The sequence below is a fragment of the Paracoccus sp. Ld10 genome (genome assembly GCF_045064235.1).
GTDB lineage: Bacteria > Pseudomonadota > Alphaproteobacteria > Rhodobacterales > Rhodobacteraceae > Paracoccus.
On the sequence record NZ_JBISHD010000004.1, the window covers coordinates 1 to 23265 of the forward strand.

A 23265-nucleotide genomic window follows, 5' to 3' on the forward strand; every position below is an offset into this window, starting at 1 on the left:
CGCATGAGAGCTTGCTCAACTGTCGTCTCAGTTCCGTCTCCTACCTTGCGCATCTACACAAGTTGCGCCCGGTCCCGCCGGGTTAATTGCCATGGAACAGGAGGTTGACAACGACCATGAGAACAGGGTCTTGAGTGGTGCTCCCGGATAGGGCGGTCGGTCCGCGGATATCAGCCCTCAAGTTCCTGTTTTTGAGTTAAAATATCGACGCCGACGGATGAATGCGGCAGCTATTGCGTGCAGGTTTTCTGAATGCTGCCCGCGCCGATATCGATCTGAATACGAGCGTCCGCCCGACCCGCTTGCCAGAACAGCGCGTCAGGCAGGGCGAATGCATAGGCGTCCCACAGCACCCGCAAATCGCCGGACAGCCGTACCACACTGCATCCCACCCGCCCGCCGATGGCCACCTGCGATGGCATGGTGAGCGCACCATAAAACGCCGGATCATAGATCCTGTACCGACACCCCAACATCGCCGGCGACCGGTTTCATCAGGCTGTGTCGGCGCCCGGTCACCATGTGATTGCCCTCCACGCCGGTCGGCATGTGCCACACGGAACCAAGGTCGATCGGGCCCGATACCGGACCGACCGTCAGGCGTCCGCCATTCAGCGGATCCTATTTGTGATCAAGCCCCTTGATGATCCGGTTGCAAACCGCCCTGTGCCGCGCCTTTGACCTGGATCAGGACCAGCAGCGACGACAGTTTTTCATAGGCCCGGAATACCCTTACCTTGGGGCGTTTTGCGGGACGTCCTGTAGGGCCGACAGGCTGCCCGACAGACAGCATCGCAACCCCGCGGGGGGATAGTTGATCGTGACCGTGTCGATGCCCGACATGCCGGCGCGTATCAGACGCGAGCCAAAGCCCTCGTGTGTTGGGGGTTGCACGACCGGTCCCCCGGTCTCGATCCACTCAAACACAAGCTGCGGCGGTGTCGGGCCGTCGTCCTGCACGGTCCAGCGGACCTCGACCTGCCCATCCGGGGTGGACAGGGCGCCATATTTGCACGCGTTGGTCGTCAACTCGTGGCAGATCAGCACCAATGCCAGCGCGGAATCGGAACGGACGTCAATTTCAGGCCCGATGATGCGGATCCGCGCAGCCTCGGACAGCAGCGAGGTGGTCGACCCCACGATGTCGCGCAACGACGACGCATCCCGGCGTCCGGTCATCAGAACATCATGCGCCTTTCCAAGCGCGTGGATGCGTTCCCCAAGCGTGATGCGTGCCGATGCCAGATCAGGCGCCGTGCGCAGTGTCTGACTGACGATCGACTGCACCAGTGCAAGGTTGTTTTTCAGACGATGCGCCAGTTCACCGTGAAGGATGGCTTGGCGGTCCTCGGCTTCGAGCCGCGCCATCGCGGATCGCATCCGCAACGCGACATCCTCGACAAAGGCGGTTTCCGCGTCGGTCCAGTGCCGTACTGCGTCGTCATTGACGAACAGGATGGCCACCATGCGCCCACGCTCGACAATCGGGACATTGATCAGGCTGCGGATGCGCAGGCGATCCAATGGGTCGGTATCCGGCGCGGTGCGGGGGTCCAACCGGATGTCCGGAATGACGACGGTCCGGCCATCACGCAGATCGGCGGCATAGGTGCCAAAGTCGTCAAGGCGATAGCTGCCGACAGCACCGGGATGATCTCTGCGGGTCCAGTCGCCCGGGATTTTGACGGTAACGCCGTCGGCGGCCATCGAACCATACCCCACGCGCCCGACATCCAGGGTCGTGCCGACGATCCGTGCGGCCATGCCGGGCATTTCCTCGGGGCTGGACGCCTCCAGCAGGTCATCGTCCAATTCGCGCAGCGCCTCGCGACGGCGTTCCGCCAGCACACGGTCGGTGACCTCAAGGAAAATGACCGTGAAACAGTCGGTATCAGCAGGCTGACAGACGCCATCGAACCAGCGACCGATGGTCCCCAACTGCCGGGTGAATCGGACCGCCTGCCCGGTCTTGACGACATCAGCGAAATCGTTGACCCAGGCATCATCGATGCCGGGGAACAGCGTTCGGATGGTGTTGCCGACCGCCATCGCGGAATCGATGCCGAAAAGCTCTCCCCAGGCTTTGTTGACCTCCTCATAGGTCCAGTCGACGATCGTGCCATTCGCGTCGCGCACGACCCGTCCGACGATGAACCCCTCGTGCAGGTCGTGGAACAGGCCGCGCCACTTGGCCTCGCTGGCCACCAGGGCTGCCTGGCTTTCCGCCAGTCGCAGACTGCCAAGGTGCTGGTCGGTGCGATCGCGGACGATCTTGATGAACCCCAGATGTTCGCTCCGATCCCCCCAAAGCGGCATGACGTTGCCGCTGGCATAGAACCGCGATCCGTCCTTGCGGACGTGCCAGCGTTCATCGACGGCGGATCCATCCTGCAACGCACGATGCATTTCCACGCCTGACCGGCCAATCGATTTGTCATCGGCGGTATAGAACCGCGACGCGTCCGATCCCCGCATCTCCTCGGCACTCCAGCCAAAGATCAGTTCGGCGCCGGTATTCCATTCCGTCACGATACCGCCCCGGTCCATGACGATGATGCCGAACTCGGTCACGCTTTCAAAGGTCTGGCGATGGCGCGTCTCGGCATCGCGCAGGGCGCGGGCGGCACTAGCCTCGCTGGCGTCGCCGAATGCAGATCCGACCTGCGCGGCAAGGATCTGCATCATCACCAGATCGCGCGGCAAAAGAACATCCGCCTGTTGCGACGTGACCTTGAGGACGGCGATCGGCTGCCCGCGCCAGGTGACCGGCACCACGATCATGGACTTGATGCCAAGCCCGCGCATCAAGCCGGCGTCGATGCGGTTGTCCAGTTCCACGTCCCGGCAGATCAGGGGCCGTGCCTTATGCAATGACCGTCCTGACAGGGTATCCGCCAGGGGCACCCGCCTGCCGGCATGCGATGACAACGACCCGCCCACGACCGAGTAGATCAGGCAATCGCCGTCGACCAGTTCAACGACAGCACCGTCCGCCGCACCCACGATCGTCAGCGCCGCCTGAACGATAGCCGTGAACATCCCGTTCAGGTCCGATCCGGCCGCCGATACCGCGCCCTGACTGCCGATCAGCGCCTCCAGGCATGCCGCCTGCTCTCTTTCGTTCACCTGCCCCAGGGCCTGCTGAACGATCGCGTCGTCCCGCTCTGCCAGGGCACGGCGCAGCGCCAGTTGCGTCATCACCTGGTTGGCCAATGACACAAGGCCGCTCCGCTGTGCGACCGTCAGGCCACCGGGGCGCGGGACCATGTCGATCACGCATAGCGTCCCAAGTGTATGCCCGTCGGTCGTGTTCAACGGCACGCCGGCATAGAACCGCATGCCGGGCGGTGCCGTCACCAGCGGGTTCGACGCCGTTCTGGGATCATTGCGAAGATCCTCTATCTCCAGGATCTCCACCATGCCTATGGCATGCCGGCATACCGACGATTCAAGGTCGGTCTGGCACGGCTCGAAGCCCTGACGGGCCTTGAACCATTGCCGGTCACGGTCAACCAGACTGACAAGAGCGACCGGCGCGTCACAGATCTGCATGGCCAGGGCAACCAGATCGTCAAAGCCCTGCTCTGACGGCGTATCAAGGACGTCAAATCGGGCAAGGGCCGCCAGTCGGCCTGGGTCGTCGCTTTGCGTCACAAGGGACGGCCGGTATAATGGTGCATCAAATCCGATAAAGTCATTCAAAGTGCCTGCGTGTGGCATATCATGCCCGTTGCGCGGTAAATAGTCAGACTTTCGCGCGGCATGCAAATGTTAAGGAACCGTGCCGAGTATGGTGACTTGTCACCTCGGCACAGCAAAGGGACATTCATGGAAAGCGAAATCATGCAGGGGCTTACTCCCGTGCAGGTTGTGGCGCTGGTCGGCGTTCTTGGCGTGGGGGCGCAATGGCTGGCATGGCGGCTGCGGCTGCCCGCGATCGTCCTGATGCTGGGGGTCGGGCTGCTGGTGGGACCCGTGATGGGGCTGTTTCTGCCGGAACGCGATCTGGGGCCGATCTATCGTCCGCTGATCTCGGTCGCGGTTGCGATCATCCTGTTCGAGGGCGGGTTGACCCTGACACAACATCGCCTGGGTGACGCGCGCGGGCCGGTCCAGCGGCTGGTCTATCTGGGTGCGCCGTTGGGGTGGGCGTTGTCGACGCTTGTGCTGTGGCTGGCGGTGGGCCTTTCGTGGCAATCGTCGGCGGTGTTCGGCGGCGTCATGGTCGTCACCGGACCGACGGTCATCGCGCCGATGCTGCGTCAGGCAAAGCTGCGTGCCAGGCCGGCACAGATCCTGCAATGGGAGGCCATTCTGAACGACCCCCTCGGCGTTCTGATCGCCGTCCTGCTGCTGGAGGTCGTGCTGGTCCTTGAAACCGGCCTGTCGGCGGGGGCGGCCGTCTGGATCATCGGGTCGGGGATCGGCTTTGCCGCTCTTGCCGGATGGGCCGCCGGCGCCGGAATGGCGCTGGCGTTTCGCCGGGCCATGGTGCCCGAATACATGAAGGTGCCGGTTCTGTTCGTGACCGTGCTGGCCGTGTTCGCCGCCACCGACACCGTCCTGCACGAGACGGGCCTGCTGGCGGTCACCATCATGGGCATGGTTCTGGCCAACGCGAAACTGTCCTCCTACACCGAGATCCACCGCTTCAAAGAACATGCCACGATCCTGCTGGTGTCTGGTGTGTTCGTGCTGATGGCGGCATCGCTGGACTTTTCGACCCTGAACGAGCTGACGTGGCGCGCGGCACTGTTCGTTGTGCTCATGGTGGCACTGGCCCGCCCCCTCCAGGTGCTGCTGCCGCTGATCGGCAGCGATCTGCCCATGAAGGAACGCTGGCTGATCGCCCTGACCGGACCGCGCGGGGTGGTGATGGTCGCGGTTTCCGGCCTGTTCGGCGACAAGCTGGTTCAGGCGGGCATCGACGACGGTGCCGCGCTGGCGCCGCTGGCGTTCATCATCGTGCTGGCGACCGTCATCATCCACGGGTTCACGCTGGCGCCGATGGCCCGTCGTCTTGGCCTGTCCGGTCCGGAACGTCCGGCGCTGTTGATCGTCGGCGGCTCTCCGTTTGCGGTAGCCCTGGCGCAGGCGCTGGAGCGGGCAGAGGTCGGCACCCTGATCGCCGATACCAACCGCCAGCACCTGAACAACGCTCGCCAGGCGGGAATTCCGACCTATCACGGCGACATTCTGGGCGAGGTCGCGGAACACAAGGTCGAGTTCATCGCCTATCCCACCGTGCTGGTCGCATCCGACAATGACGCCTACAACACGTTGGTGGCGACGGACATGGGCCCGGATGTCGGCCGGGAATATGTCTGGCAGCTCAGCCGGGTCCGCGAACGGTCGCGCCATGCCCTGCCCGCGCAGTTGGGCGGGCAGCGTCTGCACGGAGGCCCGACCTTTGACGAGGTCAACCAACGCATCGCCGACGGATGGACGTTGCGCAGCACTCGCCTGACCGACGAATACAGCCTGGACGACTGGCGTCAGGACCGCCCCGATGCCGTGCCTCTGCTGACCATCAGCAAAGGAGAGTTGCGGTTTCTTCAAGAGAACGTTCCCCTTTCCGCGCAGCCCGAGGATTGGGTCACTGCCTTCCTGCCCGCAAAGGACAAGGATGGTTCAAACGCCGTACCCGCTGACGTCTCTGCCGAGGCATCCGCGGTCGTACATGATCACCGCAACACGCCCAAATCGGGAAATTAGGTGCCGGAGACGGCTTTTCATCGGGGCCCCTGATCCTGCATGGTCGGTTCCACCCTCGCCGCACGCAGGATACCGATCATGCGCCCTTTCCTGATGGCCGCCGCATTTGTGGCGGTGGCCCCGGCACTGGCATTCGCCCAGGCTGCCGCACCCGCCGGATCGACCCCGGCGCAACAGACGATGGTCGTTGACTGGGCAAGGTATTCGACTGCGTGCCGCGGCGGCGCGGTTGACGGCGCGCAAGACGTCGGGCTGGGATATTGCGGTGCGGCCAGCTATCTTCTGTATCGTCTCAGCGTCGAGGGCATCTGTCTGGACACGACCACCGCATCCTTCTTTTCACGATGCGCGCCGGGTTCGATACCCGATCCACTGGACGGTTACCCATTCTGATCTGCGGGGTGCGTTCCGCCCTGCCACGTTGGATTTACGCCGGTGACGGACGCCACCCACGCGTGATGCCATCGACATTCCGGCCATGCACGGCACGGGGGACGGTCCGCGAAACGCTTTGTCTGGAACGATGAGCCGTTGTGGGGATTATCCCAAGCGTATCAAAACGGCGGGGGAACGGCATGAAAAGATTGGCAAACACACTGGGCCTGCGGGTCGATCCGACGATTTTCTTTGTTTCTGCGGGGCTCAGTCTGATTTTTGTCGTGCTGCTGGTGGCCATGCCCGAAACGATCGGCGCGGCATTTTCGGTCAGCCGTGCGTGGATCGTGACCAACCTGGGCTGGTTCTTCATCCTGGCGGTGAACGTCTGGTTGGGCTTTCTGATCTATGCCGCGATGTCGCGCCATGGGCACATCCGACTTGGGCCCCGCAACTCGCGCCCGGAATACTCCAACCTGTCGTGGTTCACGATGCTGTTCGCGGGCGGTATCGGCACGGTGCTGATGTTCTGGGGCGTGGCCGAACCGATCAGCCATTACCAATCCCCGCCCCTGCCCGGAGTAGAGCCGTTCACCCTGGTCGCGGCCCAGGACGCCATCGCGATCTCGCTGTATCATCTGGCCCTGCACACCTGGACGATCTTTGCGCTGCCGGGACTGGCCTTTGCGTATTTCATCAACCGCTATGATCTGCCCGTGCGGGTCAGTTCGGTGTTTTATCCGTTGCTGCGCGAGGGCATTCACGGCCCCGTGGGCAAGACCATTGACATCGTCTCGATCCTTGGAACGCTGTTCGGTGTCGCGGTGTCGCTTGGGTTGGGGTCGTCGCAGGTGGCCGCAGGCCTGTCGGCGCTGTTCGGATGGGCAGACGACACGGCATTGCGTCTGGCGATCCTGGCCAGCCTGACGATCGTTGCGACGATCTCTATCGTCGCCGGGCTGGACAAGGGCGTCAAGGTTCTGTCGAACATCAATATCGGCATGGCTGTCGGTCTGATGGTGTTTGTGCTGATCACGGGATCGACCCTGTTCCTGTTGCGCGGCGTCGTCGAGACGATCGGCCTCTACCTGTCCAATCTGCCCCGGCTGGCGTTCTGGAACGACATGCTGCATGGCGGCGGAATGGGGACCGGCGAATGGGGCTGGCAGGGTGACTGGACGGTGTTCTATTGGGCGTGGACGGTCACGTGGTCGCCGTTCATCGGCTTGTTCGTGGCCCGGATCTCTCGTGGGCGCACGGTCCGGGAATTCGTCTTTGGGGTGCTGCTGGCACCGTCTTTGTTCACGGTCATCTGGTTCGCGATCTTTGGCTGGCAGGCCATGGCCCTCGACGGGCTGGGAGAGGCCGCCCGGACAGCGATGGGCCCCGCCGCCGGCAGCATCAGCAGCGCCGTGACCGAATCCGTCCCGCTGGCGATGTTCGCGTTCTTTGCCGAATTGCCGTGGGCACCATTGATGCAGGGCCTGGCCGTGTTGGTGGTGGCGATCTTTTTCGCGACGTCGTCGGATTCCGCATCGCTGGTTGTCGACATGCTGTGCACCGGCACTGCCGAACCCGGTCCGGTCCGCCAACGCGTCTTTTGGGGACTGGCCGAGGGCATGATCGCCGCAACCTTGATCCTGCTTGCGGGCGAGGCCGGGCTGACCGCGTTGCAGGAGGTCATTACCGTCGTCGGCCTGCCGATCTTTCTGCTGGTGTCGATGATGATCCCCGCGCTGATCCGGGGTTTCGCCGCAGAAGAGATCGACCACATCACCATCGGCAAGCGGCCTGCGCTGAGCGAATTTGACCCGTCAACACCGGACGAACCCCACACGGCAGCCGAATGACGCCGTCCCGGAATTCGACTGCCACATGGGATGCGCCATCGCCCTGAAATGCCAAAGCAGCGGCCGGGAAATCCCGTCCGCTGCTGATGGTGTATTTGGCACGCCACTGATCGTTTGCACGGTCATGTCGGGACGGGCCCACGGGTACAGGGAAAATCGTGAAAACACGGACGCCCGTCCGAAACGCTGACAGGCCATCGTGACCCAGCCCCGGCGCGTTTCCTTGCCGGGGCCGTTTTGTTTATCGCTCCGCTTTGGGCGTCCATGCAAACTGCTGCATCGGGGCATCGACAGGCGTGTTGGCGATGTGGTTGGTATAGTTGCTCATGACCTTCTGCGCGAGGCCGAGGATCACGTCCAGCACGTGGCGCTGCTCAAAGCCCGCATCGTAGAATGCCTGAAGCGTGGCATCATCAACGTTGCCACGTTCGCGCACCATGGCCAACGTGAACGTGCGCAGCGCTTCCAGCTTTGGCGTCGGAAGGGGCGTTTCGTCCCGCAGCGCGGTCGAAATCTCGTCGCTGACCTTCATCATCTTTGCGATGCCGGTATGGGCCGGGACGCAGTAATGGCACTGATGTTCGACGTTGATCGTCTGCCACACCACGGTCTTTTCGTCGGCATCGAATGCGGTCTCTTCGGCGAACAGACGGTGCAGGACCTGATAGCCCTCAAAGGCGGCGGGCGATGCCGCCAGAACGCTGTGCAGGCCCGGCAGGCGGCCAAAGGCTGCCTTGGATTTTTCGATCAGCGGGATCGACTTTTCCGGGGCATTGGTCTCGTCAAGGCGGTCTAGCGTGGTCATGAAATGATCCTTCCTGAATTGCGTCATGCAATGGATGTGGCACCTACATGCACGTTCTTGAGCGATCACTCAAGTCATAAAAGAGTGATCGCTCAAATTCGGCTATTCGTGGTTTTCGATCTGTCTGATGCGCGTCCAAGCGTGTACAAGGCGATATGCCACGCGCACCCGCATACAATCGCGAAACGGCCCTTGATGCAGCCATGACCCTGTTCTGGCTCAAGGGTTACAACGCGACCTCGCTCAAGGATCTGGAGGAGGCGCTGAAAATGCGTCCCGGCTCGATCTATGCGGCATTCCAAAGCAAGGAGGCATTGTTCCTCGCCGCATTGGAGCTTTATGCCGGACGCATGAGGACAGAGCTTGCGGCGACGATCGCCAATGCCCCATCCACCCTGACCGCGCTTCGGACCTATCTTGTGTCGCTTGGCGGACTGGATCGCTGTGACAAGCCGTCGACCGCCTGCATGCTCGTCAAGTCGCTGCTGGAGATCCAGACCGATCATCCGGCGCTGCGCCGCGTCGTTGTCGATCACCTCAACACCATCCTGACCCTGCTGGAGGATGGTTTCGCCAAGGCCCGTGCGGCCGGTGAACTGCCGCCCGACGCGGACCCGGCGCGGCTGGCCAAACGGATGCAGACCTATGTCTTTGGCCTGAAGATCCAGGCACAGCGAGAGACGGATCCGCTGGCCTTGCAACTATTGGCGCAGGACCTGGCCGATGAGATCAGCGCGCATCGTCAAACGGCCACAGCGTTGCACCACCAGGGTCTCAGCCCGGCCTGAAGGCACGAAAGACGGCACCCTGCCATCGCATCGCCCCTGCATGAACCCAGACAGGGGACAGTTCCGGCGGCTCGTCCCGCACCCGCGAACCTGCCGCGACATCCACGCAGCGCTTGGTTTGCATACGGCCCCATGGGAGTCGCCTGCGCCATGGGGATCCGGACACGGCCGGAAACCACGCGGCGCATCCTGCAACCCGGACCAAACGCCCAATGTCATCATGCAGACTGATGTCATGGCAGGGCTGCATTCCGCACTGGGCAGCGCCGCATTCGCCCAAGACGACCCAGCCCATGATCATCGCCGTCGATAATCATGAGCAGACACGAATGCGCAAACGGCAGCAGCCCGTGACAGGTGTTGGAGGGTCAACAGAGATGTCCTCCCGCGACGCTCGGATGCGGCGCGATGGCATTCGCGTGATCGGCCAATGACGCCGGCCTGCGCCCTTCTTAGGTCGCGGGCCGGCGGAACCGGTCGCGCGGCCTGCGTTGCGCCCGCGATGACATCCGCGGGCGCATAGGCAAAGCGCATCCCAATATGCGCAGTCTTGCGTGGTCGATGCGGTGGCACACATGCCCGTCCGGTCCGTCACGGAAAGGGGCCACGCAAACCCTCCGGCCGGTCGGGCGCCGCCTGCGGGCACGGCAGCGGCGTCACTGATCAGGGAACCGTCGTGCCTCATTTTCGAACAGATAGTCATTATGATTCCGCTGGACTGACGACGCCGCGCAGGCGGCTTTTTGCCAATTGCCGCGGATAACCTTAACTTTACGTGACAGGCGGGCACGTTTCGCTATGGATCCAGTCACTTGTGATCAAGACGTGCGGGTGACGGGATATCCGGGACGCACGCATCACCGCAAAGGTCCGTGCCATGATGCAACCCCATCGTCCGCTGAAAGCCCGTCTTGGGGCATTGTCCGTGATCGCCTGCCTGATCGCAACACAAGCCGGTGCCCAGACAGGCGGGGGCAATGGCCCGACTGCACGCGACATCTGGCGACATCTGCCCGCTCTGCCCGGGCAGATCGTGGAACCCGCGCCAGAGGCTCTGTCCGCTGCTCCGCCAGCGCCACGACCCGCGCGTCCCGCCGCAGCCGAACCCGCGCCGCAGACCTTGGCCTCCGCAGCCCCTGTGGCAGCAGTGCCCGTCGCGCGACCGCAGAACCCGCCGGCGGCAAATCCCGCCACATCGTCACGCACGCTCGGCCAGGCGCGCGTCGTTATCCATTATTCCGAACGTGACAACCCAGAGCGTGTCGAACAGGTCGCCCGCCTGCTTCGCGCGGTTGGCACAGGCGAGGTCGAGACGCGCCCCGTCCCCTATATCATCGACCGCCAAAGCATCCGTTACTTTTTCGCGGCTGACCGGGATGTGTCCGGAATCATCGGCGACGCGATCGGCGGAGGCGGCAGGGCGACCGTGTCGGATTTCACCTTCTTTCAGCCATCGCCAAGGGGCGGCACCGTAGAGATCTGGCTTCCCTGATCAGCGCGTGTGAAATCGCGCACGGTTCGCGGCCTGTTTCGACGCCGCATCACACGGGTGACCAACCCCGCCCCTGTCAGGCCGCGCCCGCCCCACGCGGACGACCTGTCACGCGACCCTCTGACAGCGCGGCGATCTCATCGCGACAGGATCTGGCCTGATCGCTATTCTGCGGCCTGTATCTGGGGTGGGCGGGCCAGCAGCGTCGCCAGTTCAGGCCGGCATGATCCACAATTCGTGCCCGCGCCGGTCGCCTTGCCCAGGGCTTCGACACTGCGACAGCCCCGCCCCATGGCCAGCCGGATCGTGTTCACCCCCACGCCATGACAGGCACAGACCACGGGCCCCGGATCGGGCATGTCCGTCCGGGGACGCCCGGCCAGTGCCCCCGCCGGTGCGCGCCCCAGCATCGCGGCCAGATGCGACCGCGACAACGCCACGGGGTCCGGGCCGACGAACAGCGCCGCCGCCAGACGGCCGTTTCGGTGGAACGCCATCCGGTACAGACCCCGCGCCGGATCGCCCAACTGCTGGGCGGGCGCACCCAGACCTAGCAGGCGTTCTGCCCACGCCTGCCAGTCGCCTTGGGCATGCGCTCCCGCCATCTCGACCTGCCAGCCGCCGGGCAGACGGCTTTGCGCCCAATAGGCGCAATCGGGCGTCACCGGGGCGTCGCTGACCAGATACGCATGCCATACCGTGGTCAGTCGACTGATCGTGACCGGTGCCGACTTGCTGGCTGGCTGGCCGGAAATCGGATCGACCTGTCCCGGCACCACCGTGTCGATGCGCCCGGCGGATGCGGTCTGCCCGCTCCAGTGAACCGGGGCAAAGGGGTGGCCGGGGCGCACGTCGTCGCTGATCATCACGCGCAGAATGGCGCGGCCCTGCGGGCTGTCCACCTGCGCGACATCGGCGGCGCTCAGCCCAAGGCGCACCGCATCGTCGGGGTGCAACTGCAGATAGGGTTCCGCCAGATGCCGCGCCAGACGGGGCGACAGGCCGGTGCGGGTCATCGTGTGCCACTGATCCCGCGTCCGCCCGGTGTTCAGCAGCATCCGCCCCGCGGAGCGTTCGGGAACCTGCGCGGCGACCGGCACCATCCGCGCGCGCCCGTCCGGCGTGTGGAACCGCCCCGTCCCAAAGAACCGCCCGCCGCGCTGTGCTGGCCCCTGCGGCCAATGCACAGGCGCCAGCGTTTCGTAATCTGTCGCGGCCAGGTCTGATATGTCGAAATCACTGCCCAACGCCCCCGCGACGCCGGAAAGCGCGGCGTGTTCCGCAAAGATCTGCCCCGGTTCGGTCCAGCCGAAACCGTCGAACCCCATCCGCCGCGCCACCTGCGCCACCGCCCACCAGTCGGGCCGCGCCTGCCCCGGCGCGGGCAGGGCCGCGCGTTGCCGGCTGATCAGGCGTTCGGAATTGGTGACCGTGCCCTCCTTTTCGCCCCATGCGGCGGCAGGCAACAGCACATGGGCCAGACGCGCGGTGTCGGTATCGGGCCAGGCCTCGCTGACGACGGTGAAATCGCACGCGGCGATGGCGCGGGCGACGCGGTCGGCATCAGGCATGGTGACGGCGGGGTTGGTGTGGATGATCCACAGCGCCTTGATGCGTCCCTCCTCGACCGCGCGGAACATGTCGACGGCCTTCAGGCCGGGGCGGTCGGCCATGCGGGGCGCGTTCCAGAACCCCGCGACCGCGTCGCGATGCGCCCCATCCTCCAGCGACAGATGGCAGGCCAGCATGTTCGACAGGCCGCCGACCTCGCGCCCGCCCATGGCGTTGGGCTGTCCGGTGACGCTGAACGGACCCATGCCGGGGCGACCGATGCGCCCCGTGGCCAGATGACAGTTCAGGATCGCGTTGACCTTGTCGGTGCCTGTGTCGGACTGGTTGATGCCTTGGGAGTAGACCGTGACGACCTTGTCGCACCCCGCCCACAGGTCCAGAAACGCGGCCAGATCGCGCGGGTTCAGCCCGGTGGCTGCCGGGTCGGCCAGCCGCGCCACGCTCAGCGCCGCGTCCAGCCCCGCGACATGGGGCAGGAAATCGGCATCCACCCGGCCCGTGTCGAACAGGTGGCACAGCAGCAGATTGAACAGATGCGCATCCGCCCCCGGCGCGATGGCCAGATGCAGGTCGGCCCCTTCGCAGGTGGCGGTGCGGCGCGGGTCGATGACGACGATGCGCATCTCGGGGCGCGCCGCGCGGGCGGCCATCAGCCGTTGGTGCAGGACCGGGTGGCACCACGCCAGGTTCGACCCGGTCAGCACGACCAGATCGGCCAGTTCCAGATCCTCGTACAGGCCCGGCACGGTGTCGCTGCCAAAGGCGCGGCGGTGCCCGGCAACCGACGACGCCATGCACAGGCGCGAATTGGTGTCGATGTTGGCGCTGCCGATGAACCCTTTCATCAGCTTGTTGGCGACATAGTAATCCTCGGTCAGCAATTGGCCGGACAGGTACAGGGCCACCGAATCCGGCCCGTGCTGCGCCACCGCATCAGCAAAACGGTCGGCCACCAAATCCAGCGCTACGTCCCATGGCGCATCCGCCCCGTCGATGCGCGGGGTCAGCAGGCGGCCCTCGGTCGCGACGGTTTCGCCCAACGCGGCGCCCTTGACGCACAGGCGGCCGTGGTTCGCGGGATGGTCCGGGTCGCCCCGGACCACCAGCCCGCCCTGCCCGTCCGGCGTGGCCAGCACCCCGCAGCCCACGCCGCAATAGGGGCAGGTGGTGCGCACCGTCATGCGACCCGCCGCAATGCGCAGATGTCCATCAGGATGCGGCCGCCCTCGACCCTCACGCGGTGGGTCGCGACATGGCCGCTGTCGGTGCCCTGCGCCTGCCCGGTCGCCATGTCGAACACCCAGTTGTGCAGCGGACAGGTGACGGACGTGCCATGCACGATGCCCTCGGACAGGGGGCCGCCCTTGTGCGGGCAGCGGTCGTCCAGCGCAAAGACCCGGTCGTCCGCGGTGCGAAACACCGCGACACAGCCCTGCGGCGTGCGCACCACGCGGGCGCCCTGTTGCGGAATGTCGTCCAGTGCGGCGATGTCGATCATGCTCATGCGACGGTCCCCCTCATTCTGCTGCGCGAAGTGTCAGGTCGGCCACCGGGGCCCATTCGGCGGGCCTGGCGGCGTGATCGGCCCAGGGGTCGGTCTGATAGACCGCCTGGCTGACCGCGAACCGCGCCACCAGCGCGGCCCGGATATCCAGGTCGGCCACCTGGTCGCGGCACCAGTCCAACCCCACCTTGTCCACCCATTTGTAGATGCGGTGCAGATAGCGGGCGTTCTCGCGATACAGCTGCACGAAGGCCGCGACCACGTCACAGACCGCGTCGGCATCAGGAACCGTCAGCAACGGCACGGTTTCGCGCACGTCCATGCCGGCCGCGCCCGCCACGCTGATCTGGAATCCGCTGTCGACACAGATGATGCCGATATCCTTGCAGGTCGCCTCGGCACAGTTGCGCGGACAGCCGGACACGCCCAGCTTGACCTTGGCGGGCGTCCACGACCCCCATAACAGCTTTTCCAACCGGATTCCCAAGCCCGTCGAATCCTGGGTGCCGAAACGGCAGAACTGTTCGCCGACGCAGGTCTTGACCGTCCGCAGACCCTTGGCATAGGCGTGGCCTGACACCATCCCGGCATCGTTGAAATCGGCCCAGATCGCGGGCAGGTCCTGTTTGCGCACGCCCAGCAGGTCGATGCGCTGGCCACCCGTGACCTTGATCATCGGCACCGTGTACCGGTCGGCGGCATCCGCGATAGCGCGCAGTTCGGCGGCGGTTGTGACGCCGCCCCACATGCGCGGGACGACCGAATAGGTGCCGTCCTTCTGGATGTTGGCGTGGTTCCGTTCGTTGACGAAACGGCTTTGTCGGTCGTCGCGGTATTCCGTCGGCCAATCCGCGATCAGGTAATAGTTCAGCGCCGGACGACAGGACGCACAGCCGCCGACACTTCGCCAGCCCAGATCCTGCATCACCGCCGGGATCGATTTCAGCCCCATCGACTTGATCAGGCGGCGCACGTCCTCATGGGTGTGGTCGGTGCACTTGCACATCGGCGGATTGGCATTGGCGGCAAAGTCGTCGCCCAATGTCAGTGCCATGACCTGTTCGACCAGCCCCGTGCACGTGCCACAGGACGCGCTGGCCTTGGTCAGGCCACGCACCGCGTCCAGGCTGTGCGCGCCGCCCTGAATCGCGGCGGTGATGGTTCCCTTGCATACGCCGTTGCACCCGCAGATCTCCGCCTCAGGCGGCAAGGCTGCAACGGCTGCCAAAGGGTCCGCTTGGGCCCCCCCGGCGAATGCGGGACCGAATATCAGCGTGTCGCGGTCGGCGGTGATGTCGGCCCCTGTGCGGATCTTGTCAAAAAACCACGCCCCGTCCGCCGTGTCGCCGTACATCACGGCACCGATCAGGCGGTCCCCCTCCAGGATCAGACGTTTATAGATGCCGCGTCCCGGATCGCGGAACACGATATCCTCGCGCCCCGGCGCATCGGCGAAATCGCCCGCGCTGAACAGATCGCAGCCCGTGACCTTCAGCTTCGTCGCGGTCTGGACGGGCCGGAACACGGCGTCCTGCCCCGCCAGCGTCGCGGCCAGCACGCGGGCCTGATCGTACAGCGGCGCGACCAGGCCGAACAGCTGCCCGTCATGTTCGACGCATTCCCCAAGCGCAAAGATCGCCGGGTCGCTGGTGGCCATCCGGTCATCGACGGTGATGCCGCGCGCGACCTCCAGCCCCGCATCGTTGGCCAGCCGCGTCTCGGGGCGGATGCCCACGGCCATGCAGACCAGATCGGCGGGATAGACGGTCCCGTCCTCCAGCAGAACCGCCTCGACCCGGTCCTCGCCAAGGATCGCCTTGGTGGCGCCCTGGCAATGGACGCGGATGCCGCGGCCCTCCAGATCGCGCTGCAGCAGATAGGCTGCGGCCGGGTCCAGCTGGCGTTCCATCAGGTGGCCCATCAGGTGGATCACCGTGACCTCCGCGCCCCGCGCGGCCATGCCGGCGGCGGCCTCCAGCCCCAGCAGACCGCCGCCGATCACGACCGCCTTTGCACCGGGGCGGCTGGCGGCGATCATCGCGTTGGTATCCTCCAGGTCGCGATAGGCCACGACACCGGGCAGCTTGTGCCCCGGCAGCGGGATGATGAACGGCGCCGATCCGGTCGCAACCACCAGCGCGTCATAGGGCACCGGCCCGTTCGCGCCGTGCACCACCTGCGCGTCGCGGTCGATTGCGGTCACGCTCTCTCCGAACCGGCAGGTGACGCCATGGGCGCCGTACCAGGCATCGTCATGTGTGACGATCTGCTCATAGGTCTTGTCGCCCGACAGCACCGGCGACAGCATCAGCCGGTTGTAATTGCCGCGTGCCTCGGCATTGAACAGCGTCACGGTCCACTGGCCGGGGGCCTGGTCGAACAGATGTTCCAGCATCCGGCCCGACGCCATGCCCGCGCCGATCACCACAAGGTTTCTGGTCATGGCGCTACTCCGCGGCTTCGACAAAGCGATGACGTTCATAGAGGAACCGCAGAACCCCTTCGCGTGCGCGGACGTAATCGGGCTGGCTGGCCAGCCGGATGCGGTCGCGCGGACGGGGCAGATCGACGGTCAGCACCTCTCCGATGGTGGCGGCGGGACCGTTGGTCATCATCACGATGCGGTCGGCCAGCAGCACGGCCTCGTCGACGTCATGGGTGATCATGATCATCGTGTTGCCAAGCCGGGCGTGGATCTCCATCACCGCGTCCTGCAGATGCGCGCGGGTCAGCGCGTCCAGCGCGCCGAACGGTTCGTCCAGCAACAGGACCTTTGGCTCCATCGCCAGGGCGCGGGCGATGCCCACCCGCTGGCGCATGCCGCCCGATATCTCGGCCGGGCGCTTGTCTGCGGCATGGCTCATCTGGACCAGATCCAGGTTCTGCATGATCCAGTCGTGGCGTTCGGCGCGCGTCTTGGTGCGGCCGAACACCTTGGTCACGGCCAGCTTGATGTTGTCATAGACAGTCAGCCACGGCAGCAGGGAGTGGTTCTGGAACACCACGGCGCGGTCGGGGCCGGGCGCATTGACCTCCTGCCCGTCCAGCAGGATGCCGCCTGTGGTCACGTCGGTCAGACCCGCGATCAGGTTTAGCAGCGTCGATTTCCCGCAACCGGAATGGCCGATGATGCTGACGAATTCGCCCTTGTCGATGGTCAGGGTGATGTCGGACAGCACATGCGCCGTCTTGGACCCGTTCACAAAGGATTTGGACAGATGTTCGATGGACAGATATTTCATGGTCATTCCCCTTACGCGGCCGTACCGCGAGAGACGACGCGTCCGATCCAGCCGACCAGACGATCCAGGATGAAGCCCGTGCCGCCGATATAGGCCAGGGCCACGATGATGTCGCTGAGGCGGGACGAATTCCACGCGTCCCAGATAAAGAACCCGATGCCCACGCCGCCGGTCAGCATCTCGGCCGCGACGATGGCCAGCCAGGACAGGCCCACCCCGATGCGCAGCCCCGAAAAGATATAGGGGGCGGCGGCGGGCACCATGATCTTCCAAAAGAACTCGACCTGGTTCAGGCGCAGGACGGCGGCGACGTTGCGGTAATCCTGCGGGATGGCGCGCACGCCCGCGGCGGTGTTGATGATCACCGGCCAGATCGCGGTGATGAAGATGACAAAGATCGCCGACGGTCCGCTATCCATGAACGCGGCCAGGCTGATGGGCAGCCATGCCAGTGGCGGCACCGTGCGCAGGATCTGAAAGATCGGGTCGAACCCGCGCATCATCAGCGCCGATTGCCCGATGACCGCGCCGGTCAGCACGCCCACCACGGCGGCAAGGCCAAACCCATAGGCGACGCGTTCCAGCGATGTCAGGACCCGCCAGCCCAGGCCGATGTCCTGGGTGCCATAGACATAGAACGGTTCCAGGATCAGGAAACCGCTGTCGATCCAGACCTGTACCGGCGTGGGCAGGCCGCTGCCCTCGCCCGATGCGCCGATCTGCCAGATCGTCATCAGGACGATCATCACGGCAAGCGGCGGCAGGACGTTACTGGCCAGCGACACGCCGCGTTTGCGCCAGGGGGCCAGGCGGTCGACGCTGCGGGGGGGCAGCGCCACGACGGGGGCTGCGGGCTTCGGGGTCAGGTCCAGACGGCGCTTGAGTGCTGTGACGTTCATTGGATCACACCATCGCCTTGATGGACTGGGCGTCCAGATAGGCATCGGGGTCCGCCGGATCAAAGGTCTTGCCGTCAAAGAACGTCTCGACCCCGCGGCTGTCGCCGAAATCGGGCGTCAGACCCAGACCCGCGGCGGCGGTCAGCCACAGGTCGCTGCGGTTGGTGCCGTCCACCAGTGCCTTGGTGTCCAGATCGCCCGGCAGGTACCCCCACCGCTTGTTCTCGGTGATGAACCACGCGTCCAGCGATTTCCACGGGTAGGACGTCTCGCCGTTCTGCCCCCAGAACTTCATCGCCAGCTCGGGGCGCAATTCGTTGCGGCCGTTGCCGTAATTGATCTGGCCCTGGATGCGGCCGACGATGTCCGCGACGGGGACGTTGTACCATTGGCGGCGGCTGATGATCTCGGCCATCTCCTGCTTGTTCTCGGGCAGGTCGCACCACATCTGGGCCTCCATGACCGCCATCATCAGCGCGATGGTGGCGTTCGGATTGGCGTCCACCCATTCGGCACGCATGCCCAGCACCTTTTCGGGGTGGCGCGCCCACAGCTCTCCGGTGGTGGCGGCGGTGAACCCGATGTTCTGGTTGACCAGCTGCTCGTTCCAAGGCTCTCCGACGCAGAACGCCTCCATGTTGCCGACCTTCATGTTGGCAACCATCTGCGGAGGCGGCACCACGATTAGGTCAACATCCGTGTTCGGGTCGATCCCGCCCGCCGCCAGCCAGTATCGCATCCACAGGTCATGCGTGCCGCCGGGGAATGTCATGGCGACCGGAATCTCCTCGCCCGCGGCGCGGCGGGCGGCAAAGATTTCCTTCAGTGGACCGCTGTCGATGCCCACGCCGCTGTCGGCGTATTCCTGGCGCACCGACAGGCCCTGCCCGTCCTCGTTCAGGTTCAGCAGGGTGTACATCGCCAAAGGCTGGCTGTTCTGCATCACGCTGCCGGTGGAATACAGGTGCACCTTGGGGCGCAGGATATGCCCGCCATCGATGCCGCCGGACGCCGACCCCAACGCCATGTTGTCGCGCGTGGCACCCCAGCTGGCCTGCTTTTCCACCAGCACGTCGGGCATGCCATATTTGGCGTACAGCCCCTTTTCGGACGCGATGATCAGTGGCGCGCTGTCGGTCAGGGCGATGTATCCCAGGGTGCAGCCGGTGACCTCGGGCGTGCCGGGGGTGGCGGCCCAGGCCCCTGCGGGCAGGGCCAGGCGGGCGGCGGCCATCGTGGCCAACGCGCCGGAGGTCTGCAGGAAACGGCGGCGCGAGGGGGGCGTGATCAGGGACGTGATCTGGGTCATGGGGCTGGTCCTTGGACTGGCGCGCAGCAGGGCGCACGAACACGAAAAGCCACCTGCCGCAGCCCCGGAAAAAGGGGCACGATCAGATGGCGTCATTGCCGAAAATGGGGAACCGCATCCTTGCGGTCGGGGGTCAAACGCGGTGCGCCGTTGCATCCGCCTTTTCCCGATCATTCGCCACGCGGGCCGCGTCGGTCAAGCGTTCGGGGCATCAATGCCCCCCCTGCCCCGCCGGACGCCGCGAATTGCGCCACCCTGCCCGCGAATTCAGCGCCGCGCGAACGCCCGGTCGAACCGATGGCCGTCAAAGAACGCATCCGCGCCCAGAATCATCTGGCCCTGTTCGGACGCGACCGGGGTCGGAACGGCCATCGCCCCCTCGACCTTGGCCGACGCGGCGGGCAGATGCGCCCCCGCCTCGCGCAGGTGCAGGCGGTACAGGTCGGTGCGGAAACACGCCGCCGCCCGCGCCATCGCCCGGTCCGGGTCCAGCCCGTGCCGCGCGGCCAGCCGTGCGCCCAGCATCGCCGCGGTGCTGCGCCACGGGAATGTCGCGCCCTGCGCGTGAAACCGGATGAACCCCGGACAGTCGCGCAGATCGCCCTCGGGCGTGACATGCAACCGGCCCAGCAGCCCGCGTTCGCACAGTTCCGGCGACAGGTTCAGCCATTCGGCACGCGACAGGATCTCGGCGGCGGTGCCGCGGTTGCCGGGCTGGTCCAGCCAGCGTCCCGCGCGCCACAGCGCCCGCATCAGACGGCCCGTGATGTCGGGGTGACCGTCGGCAAAGGCGCGGGTCATCACCAGCCCCTTTTCCGACGGCGCCGCCCAGATCGCGCAACCGGGCAGCAACAGCGCGCCCACGCCGCGTTCCACCGCGCGCGATGCCCACGGCTCTCCGACGCAATAGGCGTCGACCTCTCCGGCGGCCAGCGCATCGGCCATCCGCGGCGGCGGCACGGTGTGGATGGACAGGCGCCCCGCCAGCGCGGTCCCGTCCAGCCAGTGCCGCACCAGCTCGGCCTGGGTCGAGAACGGAAACGGCACCCCCACCCGCAGCGGCTCCGGATGCGCGCGTGCCAAAGCGTCGCGCGCCGCACGCGGGTCGCGGAAATCGAAACCGTGGCCCTGTTCGCGCATCCGCGCCGCGATGTCGCGCGACACCGCGATGGCCTGCCCGCCCTGCGACAAGATCATCAGCAGGTCGAAATCGGGAAATGCCGGGCCCAGCCCCAGCCCCTGCGCGATGGGCAGCGGCATCAGCATATGCGCCGCGACCACCGACCCCGTGCCCAGCATGTCGCGGCATTGCGCCCAGCTGCCGGCGCGGATCAGGTCCAGATCCAGCGCCTCCTCGGCGGCGAAACCCAGTTCGCGCGCGATGATCAGGGGGGCGGCATCGGTCAGCGGAACATAGCCAAGGCGCAGGCGGTCGGTCATGTCAGCAGCCCCGCCGCCATCACCAGCTGCTGCGCGATATCGGCCACGCGGCGTTTCTGGTCCATGGCGGTCTTGCGCAGCAGGGCATAGGCGGCCTCTTCGTCGATGCCGCGCGCCTTCATCAGGATGGCCTTGGCGCGGTCGATGATCTTGCGTTCCTCCAGCGCGGCCTTGGTGGCGATCAGCTCGGCGCGCATCTTGTGGAACAGGTGGAACCGCGCGATGGCCGCATCCAGGATCGGCTTGATGCGGTCGCGCTGCAGCCCGTCGACGACATAGGCGGACACGCCCGCCTCGATCGCGGCGCGGGTCAGCTGTTCGTCGGACCGGTCGACGAACATCGCCACCGGCCGGTCCAGTGGCCCCGACGCCAGGGCCAGCTCCTCCAACACGTCACGCGACGGGTCGGCCACGTCGATCAGCACGATGTCGGGCTGCGCCTGCGCGATGCGCCGCGCCAGCCCCGTCTCTTCGGCGATGACGGTGATCTGGTGGTCGCCGGATGCGCGCAGCCCGTCGACGATCCTGATCGCCCGGTCACGGTCGCGTTCGACCACGATGATTGACAGCCGTTCCATGCCGCCACTGACGACACCGGGCGGGCCGATGGCAAGCCCCACCCACACGCACCGGGTGCCGGGGCCGCGAACTGCCCAATCAGCGGGCAGTTGGCGGCGCGCGGTCAGTGCGGCAGGGTGACGATGATCGCGCCGCGGTCGGTGGCGACGACGGTGTGTTCGTATTGTACAACGGGCGCGCGGGGCTGGCTGAACAGGGTCCATTCGTCACGCCCGTCGGCGGCACGCAACCCGCCGCGCGACAGGAACGGCTCGACCGTCAGAACCAGCCCGCGGTTGATGCGGCGGCGGTCGCCCTTGGTGGGCCATGTCGCGATGACCTCGGGGGCCTCGTGCAGGGCGCGGCCTACGCCATGGCTGGCCAGGTTGCGGATCAGCGTATAGCCGCGGGCGGCGGCGAACCGGCCGATGGCATTGCCGATCCCGTCCAGCGGCTTGTCGGACCCGACCTGCGCAATGCCGATATCCATCGCGCGCCGTCCGTCGCGGCACAGCCGGTCGATGGCGGGTGCCACCGCACCCATGCCGAAACTGGCACCGGTATCGGCAAAATAGCCGTTCCTGAACGCCGACACGTCGATATTGACCAGATCGCCCGCCGCGATCACCCGGTCGCCGGGGATGCCATGCGCGATCTCTTCGTTGACGCTGATGCAGGTCGCACCGGGAAAGCCATAGCTGTCTTCGGGCGCAGGCACGGCACCCTCACGCTCCAGCAGGGCGCGGCCGATGTCGTCCAGTTCGCGCGTGGTCATGCCCGGCTCCATCGCGCCGGCCATCGTCTGCAGCGTCGTGGCGACGATGCGGCCGATGACCTGCAAACCCTCCAATTCGTCCTGGTTCGTGACGGTCATCGCGCCCTCTTTGTCATTACGTCGCCACCATAGCGCCGCAGACCAAACCCGCCACCTAGAAAAAGCCCTTTACTGGTATGGTAGTATAGTGTAGCGGTGCCGTCGGAGGAGATCACCATGGCCACGTCGTTCCGCACCCGTCCCGAACCGCTGCCCCAGACCCGCGTCAACGCGGCCTCGCAGCTGGCCGACCGGTTGCGCGCGGCGATCATGGACAACACCCTGCCCCCCGACACCCGCTTGTCCGAGGTCGAGACCGCCCAGCAATACGGCGTCAGCCGCCAGCCCGTCCGCGAGGCGTTCATTGCGCTGGCGGCGCAGGGCCTGTTGGATGTGCGCGCGCAGCGGGGAACCTTCGTCACGCGCATCTCTCGGGCGGCGGTGATGGACGCGCGCTTTGTGCGCGAGGCGATAGAGGCCGACATCGTCAAGCTGCTGGCCGCCGACCCGGACCCCGCGCTGATCGCGGACCTGGACGGACAGCTGGACCGCCAGATGGACCTGATCGGCGGATCGGCCCGCGATTTCCTGGACGCGGACGAACTGTTCCACCGCACCCTGGCCGAAGGCGCAGGCAAGGCCAGCGCATGGCGCGTCGTGGTCGAGATGAAATCCCAGATGGACCGCGTCCGCTTTCTGTCCAGCCGGCATTTCCCCGTCGACCGCCTGATCGACCAGCACCGCGCGCTGGTGGCGGGCATCCGGGCGGGCGACGTCCCGCATGCCGAAACCGCCATCCGCGCCCATCTGCGCGGCATCCTGGACGACCTGCCGGTCATCCGGGCCGACTGCCCCGACTATTTCACCTGATCCCGGCCCCGCCGGACAATCCTTGGAGGAGG

Annotated in this window: 19 protein-coding genes; 7 read left to right on the plus strand and 12 right to left on the minus strand. The window is 65.9% G+C overall.

Annotated elements, in window-relative coordinates; translation table 11 throughout:
- Positions 1-230 precede the first annotated feature (230 nt).
- Both ACJJVR_RS01350 and ACJJVR_RS01355 read right to left on the minus strand, forming a co-directional pair.
- Complete coding sequence (locus tag ACJJVR_RS01350) at positions 231-422, minus strand: hypothetical protein (protein WP_405401625.1); 192 nt, start codon at positions 420-422, stop codon at positions 231-233.
- 310 nt (positions 423-732) lie between these two features.
- Positions 733-3720 (minus strand): GAF domain-containing protein, encoded by a 2988-nt coding sequence (locus ACJJVR_RS01355; RefSeq protein WP_405401626.1) that lies wholly within the window; start codon positions 3718-3720, stop codon positions 733-735.
- Between the two features lie 108 nt (positions 3721-3828).
- Here ACJJVR_RS01355 and ACJJVR_RS01360 point away from each other — a divergent pair, with 108 nt between their 5' ends.
- From ACJJVR_RS01360 to ACJJVR_RS01370, 3 genes are all read left to right on the plus strand, one after another.
- Entirely contained in the window at positions 3829-5715 is a 1887-nt protein-coding gene (locus ACJJVR_RS01360; protein WP_405401628.1) for a cation:proton antiporter, read from the plus strand.
- Positions 5716-5793: 78 nt separating this feature from the next.
- Positions 5794-6108 (plus strand): hypothetical protein, encoded by a 315-nt coding sequence (locus ACJJVR_RS01365; RefSeq protein ID WP_405401630.1) that lies wholly within the window; start codon positions 5794-5796, stop codon positions 6106-6108.
- Between the two features lie 182 nt (positions 6109-6290).
- Positions 6291-7940, plus strand: coding sequence for a BCCT family transporter (locus ACJJVR_RS01370; protein ID WP_405401631.1), 1650 nt, complete (start codon positions 6291-6293; stop codon positions 7938-7940).
- A 241-nt stretch (positions 7941-8181) separates the two neighbouring features.
- On the opposite strand, the gene ACJJVR_RS01375 is transcribed toward ACJJVR_RS01370, so the two are convergent.
- Positions 8182-8745, minus strand: a complete 564-nt coding sequence (locus ACJJVR_RS01375) for a carboxymuconolactone decarboxylase family protein (protein WP_405401632.1) — start codon at positions 8743-8745, stop codon at positions 8182-8184.
- 203 nt (positions 8746-8948) lie between these two features.
- Between ACJJVR_RS01375 and ACJJVR_RS01380 the strand changes: the two genes are divergently transcribed.
- The 3 genes from ACJJVR_RS01380 (at position 8949) to ACJJVR_RS01390 (ending at position 11025) form a co-directional block, all read left to right on the plus strand.
- The gene (locus ACJJVR_RS01380) at positions 8949-9533 is read left to right on the plus strand and encodes a TetR/AcrR family transcriptional regulator (RefSeq protein WP_405401634.1); all 585 of its coding nucleotides are present in this window, start codon (positions 8949-8951) and stop codon (positions 9531-9533) included.
- A 293-nt stretch (positions 9534-9826) separates the two neighbouring features.
- Complete coding sequence (locus ACJJVR_RS01385; protein WP_405401635.1) at positions 9827-9967, plus strand: hypothetical protein; 141 nt, start codon at positions 9827-9829, stop codon at positions 9965-9967.
- A gap of 443 nt (positions 9968-10410) precedes the next feature.
- Positions 10411-11025, plus strand: coding sequence for a hypothetical protein (locus ACJJVR_RS01390; RefSeq protein WP_405401638.1), 615 nt, complete (start codon positions 10411-10413; stop codon positions 11023-11025).
- A gap of 164 nt (positions 11026-11189) precedes the next feature.
- Here the strand turns inward: ACJJVR_RS01390 and ACJJVR_RS01395 are convergent, their stop codons facing one another.
- The 9 genes from ACJJVR_RS01395 to map all read right to left on the minus strand — a co-directional run bounded on the left by ACJJVR_RS01395 (position 11190) and on the right by map (position 22423).
- A complete protein-coding gene (locus ACJJVR_RS01395; RefSeq protein ID WP_405401639.1) occupies positions 11190-13778 on the minus strand; it encodes a molybdopterin-dependent oxidoreductase in 2589 nt (862 codons plus the stop codon).
- Complete coding sequence (gene nirD, locus ACJJVR_RS01400; protein ID WP_405401641.1) at positions 13775-14101, minus strand: nitrite reductase small subunit NirD; 327 nt, start codon at positions 14099-14101, stop codon at positions 13775-13777. Before nirD ends, ACJJVR_RS01395 begins: the two co-directional genes overlap by 4 nt.
- A 13-nt stretch (positions 14102-14114) precedes the next feature.
- The gene (gene nirB / locus ACJJVR_RS01405; protein ID WP_405401643.1) at positions 14115-16544 is read right to left on the minus strand and encodes a nitrite reductase large subunit NirB; all 2430 of its coding nucleotides are present in this window, start codon (positions 16542-16544) and stop codon (positions 14115-14117) included.
- A gap of 4 nt (positions 16545-16548) precedes the next feature.
- On the minus strand, positions 16549-17343 hold the full coding sequence (locus ACJJVR_RS01410; RefSeq protein WP_405401644.1) for an ABC transporter ATP-binding protein: 795 nt from the start codon (positions 17341-17343) through the stop codon (positions 16549-16551).
- Positions 17344-17354: 11 nt separating this feature from the next.
- Positions 17355-18242, minus strand: a complete 888-nt coding sequence (gene ntrB, locus ACJJVR_RS01415) for a nitrate ABC transporter permease (RefSeq protein ID WP_405401645.1) — start codon at positions 18240-18242, stop codon at positions 17355-17357.
- Positions 18243-18246: 4 nt separating this feature from the next.
- Complete coding sequence (locus ACJJVR_RS01420) at positions 18247-19551, minus strand: ABC transporter substrate-binding protein (RefSeq protein ID WP_405401646.1); 1305 nt, start codon at positions 19549-19551, stop codon at positions 18247-18249.
- Between the two features lie 267 nt (positions 19552-19818).
- On the minus strand, positions 19819-20991 hold the full coding sequence (locus ACJJVR_RS01425) for an ABC transporter substrate-binding protein (RefSeq protein WP_405401648.1): 1173 nt from the start codon (positions 20989-20991) through the stop codon (positions 19819-19821).
- Positions 20988-21569: an ANTAR domain-containing response regulator gene (locus tag ACJJVR_RS01430; RefSeq protein ID WP_405401650.1), complete on the minus strand. Its 582-nt coding sequence runs from the start codon at positions 21567-21569 to the stop codon at positions 20988-20990. Before ACJJVR_RS01430 ends, ACJJVR_RS01425 begins: the two co-directional genes overlap by 4 nt.
- 104 nt (positions 21570-21673) lie before the next feature.
- Positions 21674-22423, minus strand: coding sequence for a type I methionyl aminopeptidase (gene map / locus ACJJVR_RS01435; RefSeq protein ID WP_405401651.1), 750 nt, complete (start codon positions 22421-22423; stop codon positions 21674-21676).
- 117 nt (positions 22424-22540) lie between these two features.
- On the opposite strand from map, the gene ACJJVR_RS01440 reads away from it, so the two are divergent.
- Complete coding sequence (locus tag ACJJVR_RS01440) at positions 22541-23233, plus strand: GntR family transcriptional regulator (protein WP_405401653.1); 693 nt, start codon at positions 22541-22543, stop codon at positions 23231-23233.
- Positions 23234-23265 lie beyond the last annotated feature (32 nt).

What these genes read in the sequence shown, in the direction of transcription:
- ACJJVR_RS01440 (WP_405401653.1), top strand. Translation starts at nt 22,541, where the DNA reads ATGGCCACGTCGTTCCGCACCCGTCCCGAACCGCTGCCCCAGACCCGC.
- ACJJVR_RS01375 (WP_405401632.1), bottom strand. Translation starts at nt 8,745, where the DNA reads ATGACCACGCTAGACCGCCTTGACGAGACCAATGCCCCGGAAAAGTCG.
- ACJJVR_RS01385 (WP_405401635.1), top strand. Translation starts at nt 9,827, where the DNA reads ATGATCATCGCCGTCGATAATCATGAGCAGACACGAATGCGCAAACGG.
- ACJJVR_RS01425 (WP_405401648.1), bottom strand. Translation starts at nt 20,991, where the DNA reads ATGACCGACCGCCTGCGCCTTGGCTATGTTCCGCTGACCGATGCCGCC.
- ACJJVR_RS01370 (WP_405401631.1), top strand. Translation starts at nt 6,291, where the DNA reads ATGAAAAGATTGGCAAACACACTGGGCCTGCGGGTCGATCCGACGATT.
- ACJJVR_RS01350 (WP_405401625.1), bottom strand. Translation starts at nt 422, where the DNA reads ATGCCATCGCAGGTGGCCATCGGCGGGCGGGTGGGATGCAGTGTGGTA.
- map (WP_405401651.1), bottom strand. Translation starts at nt 22,423, where the DNA reads ATGACCGTCACGAACCAGGACGAATTGGAGGGTTTGCAGGTCATCGGC.
- nirD (WP_405401641.1), bottom strand. Translation starts at nt 14,101, where the DNA reads ATGAGCATGATCGACATCGCCGCACTGGACGACATTCCGCAACAGGGC.
- ACJJVR_RS01390 (WP_405401638.1), top strand. Translation starts at nt 10,411, where the DNA reads ATGATGCAACCCCATCGTCCGCTGAAAGCCCGTCTTGGGGCATTGTCC.
- ACJJVR_RS01380 (WP_405401634.1), top strand. Translation starts at nt 8,949, where the DNA reads ATGACCCTGTTCTGGCTCAAGGGTTACAACGCGACCTCGCTCAAGGAT.
- ntrB (WP_405401645.1), bottom strand. Translation starts at nt 18,242, where the DNA reads ATGAACGTCACAGCACTCAAGCGCCGTCTGGACCTGACCCCGAAGCCC.
- ACJJVR_RS01420 (WP_405401646.1), bottom strand. Translation starts at nt 19,551, where the DNA reads ATGACCCAGATCACGTCCCTGATCACGCCCCCCTCGCGCCGCCGTTTC.
- ACJJVR_RS01410 (WP_405401644.1), bottom strand. Translation starts at nt 17,343, where the DNA reads ATGAAATATCTGTCCATCGAACATCTGTCCAAATCCTTTGTGAACGGG.
- ACJJVR_RS01360 (WP_405401628.1), top strand. Translation starts at nt 3,829, where the DNA reads ATGGAAAGCGAAATCATGCAGGGGCTTACTCCCGTGCAGGTTGTGGCG.
- ACJJVR_RS01365 (WP_405401630.1), top strand. Translation starts at nt 5,794, where the DNA reads ATGCGCCCTTTCCTGATGGCCGCCGCATTTGTGGCGGTGGCCCCGGCA.
- ACJJVR_RS01430 (WP_405401650.1), bottom strand. Translation starts at nt 21,569, where the DNA reads ATGGAACGGCTGTCAATCATCGTGGTCGAACGCGACCGTGACCGGGCG.
- nirB (WP_405401643.1), bottom strand. Translation starts at nt 16,544, where the DNA reads ATGACCAGAAACCTTGTGGTGATCGGCGCGGGCATGGCGTCGGGCCGG.
- ACJJVR_RS01355 (WP_405401626.1), bottom strand. Translation starts at nt 3,720, where the DNA reads ATGCCACACGCAGGCACTTTGAATGACTTTATCGGATTTGATGCACCA.
- ACJJVR_RS01395 (WP_405401639.1), bottom strand. Translation starts at nt 13,778, where the DNA reads ATGACGGTGCGCACCACCTGCCCCTATTGCGGCGTGGGCTGCGGGGTG.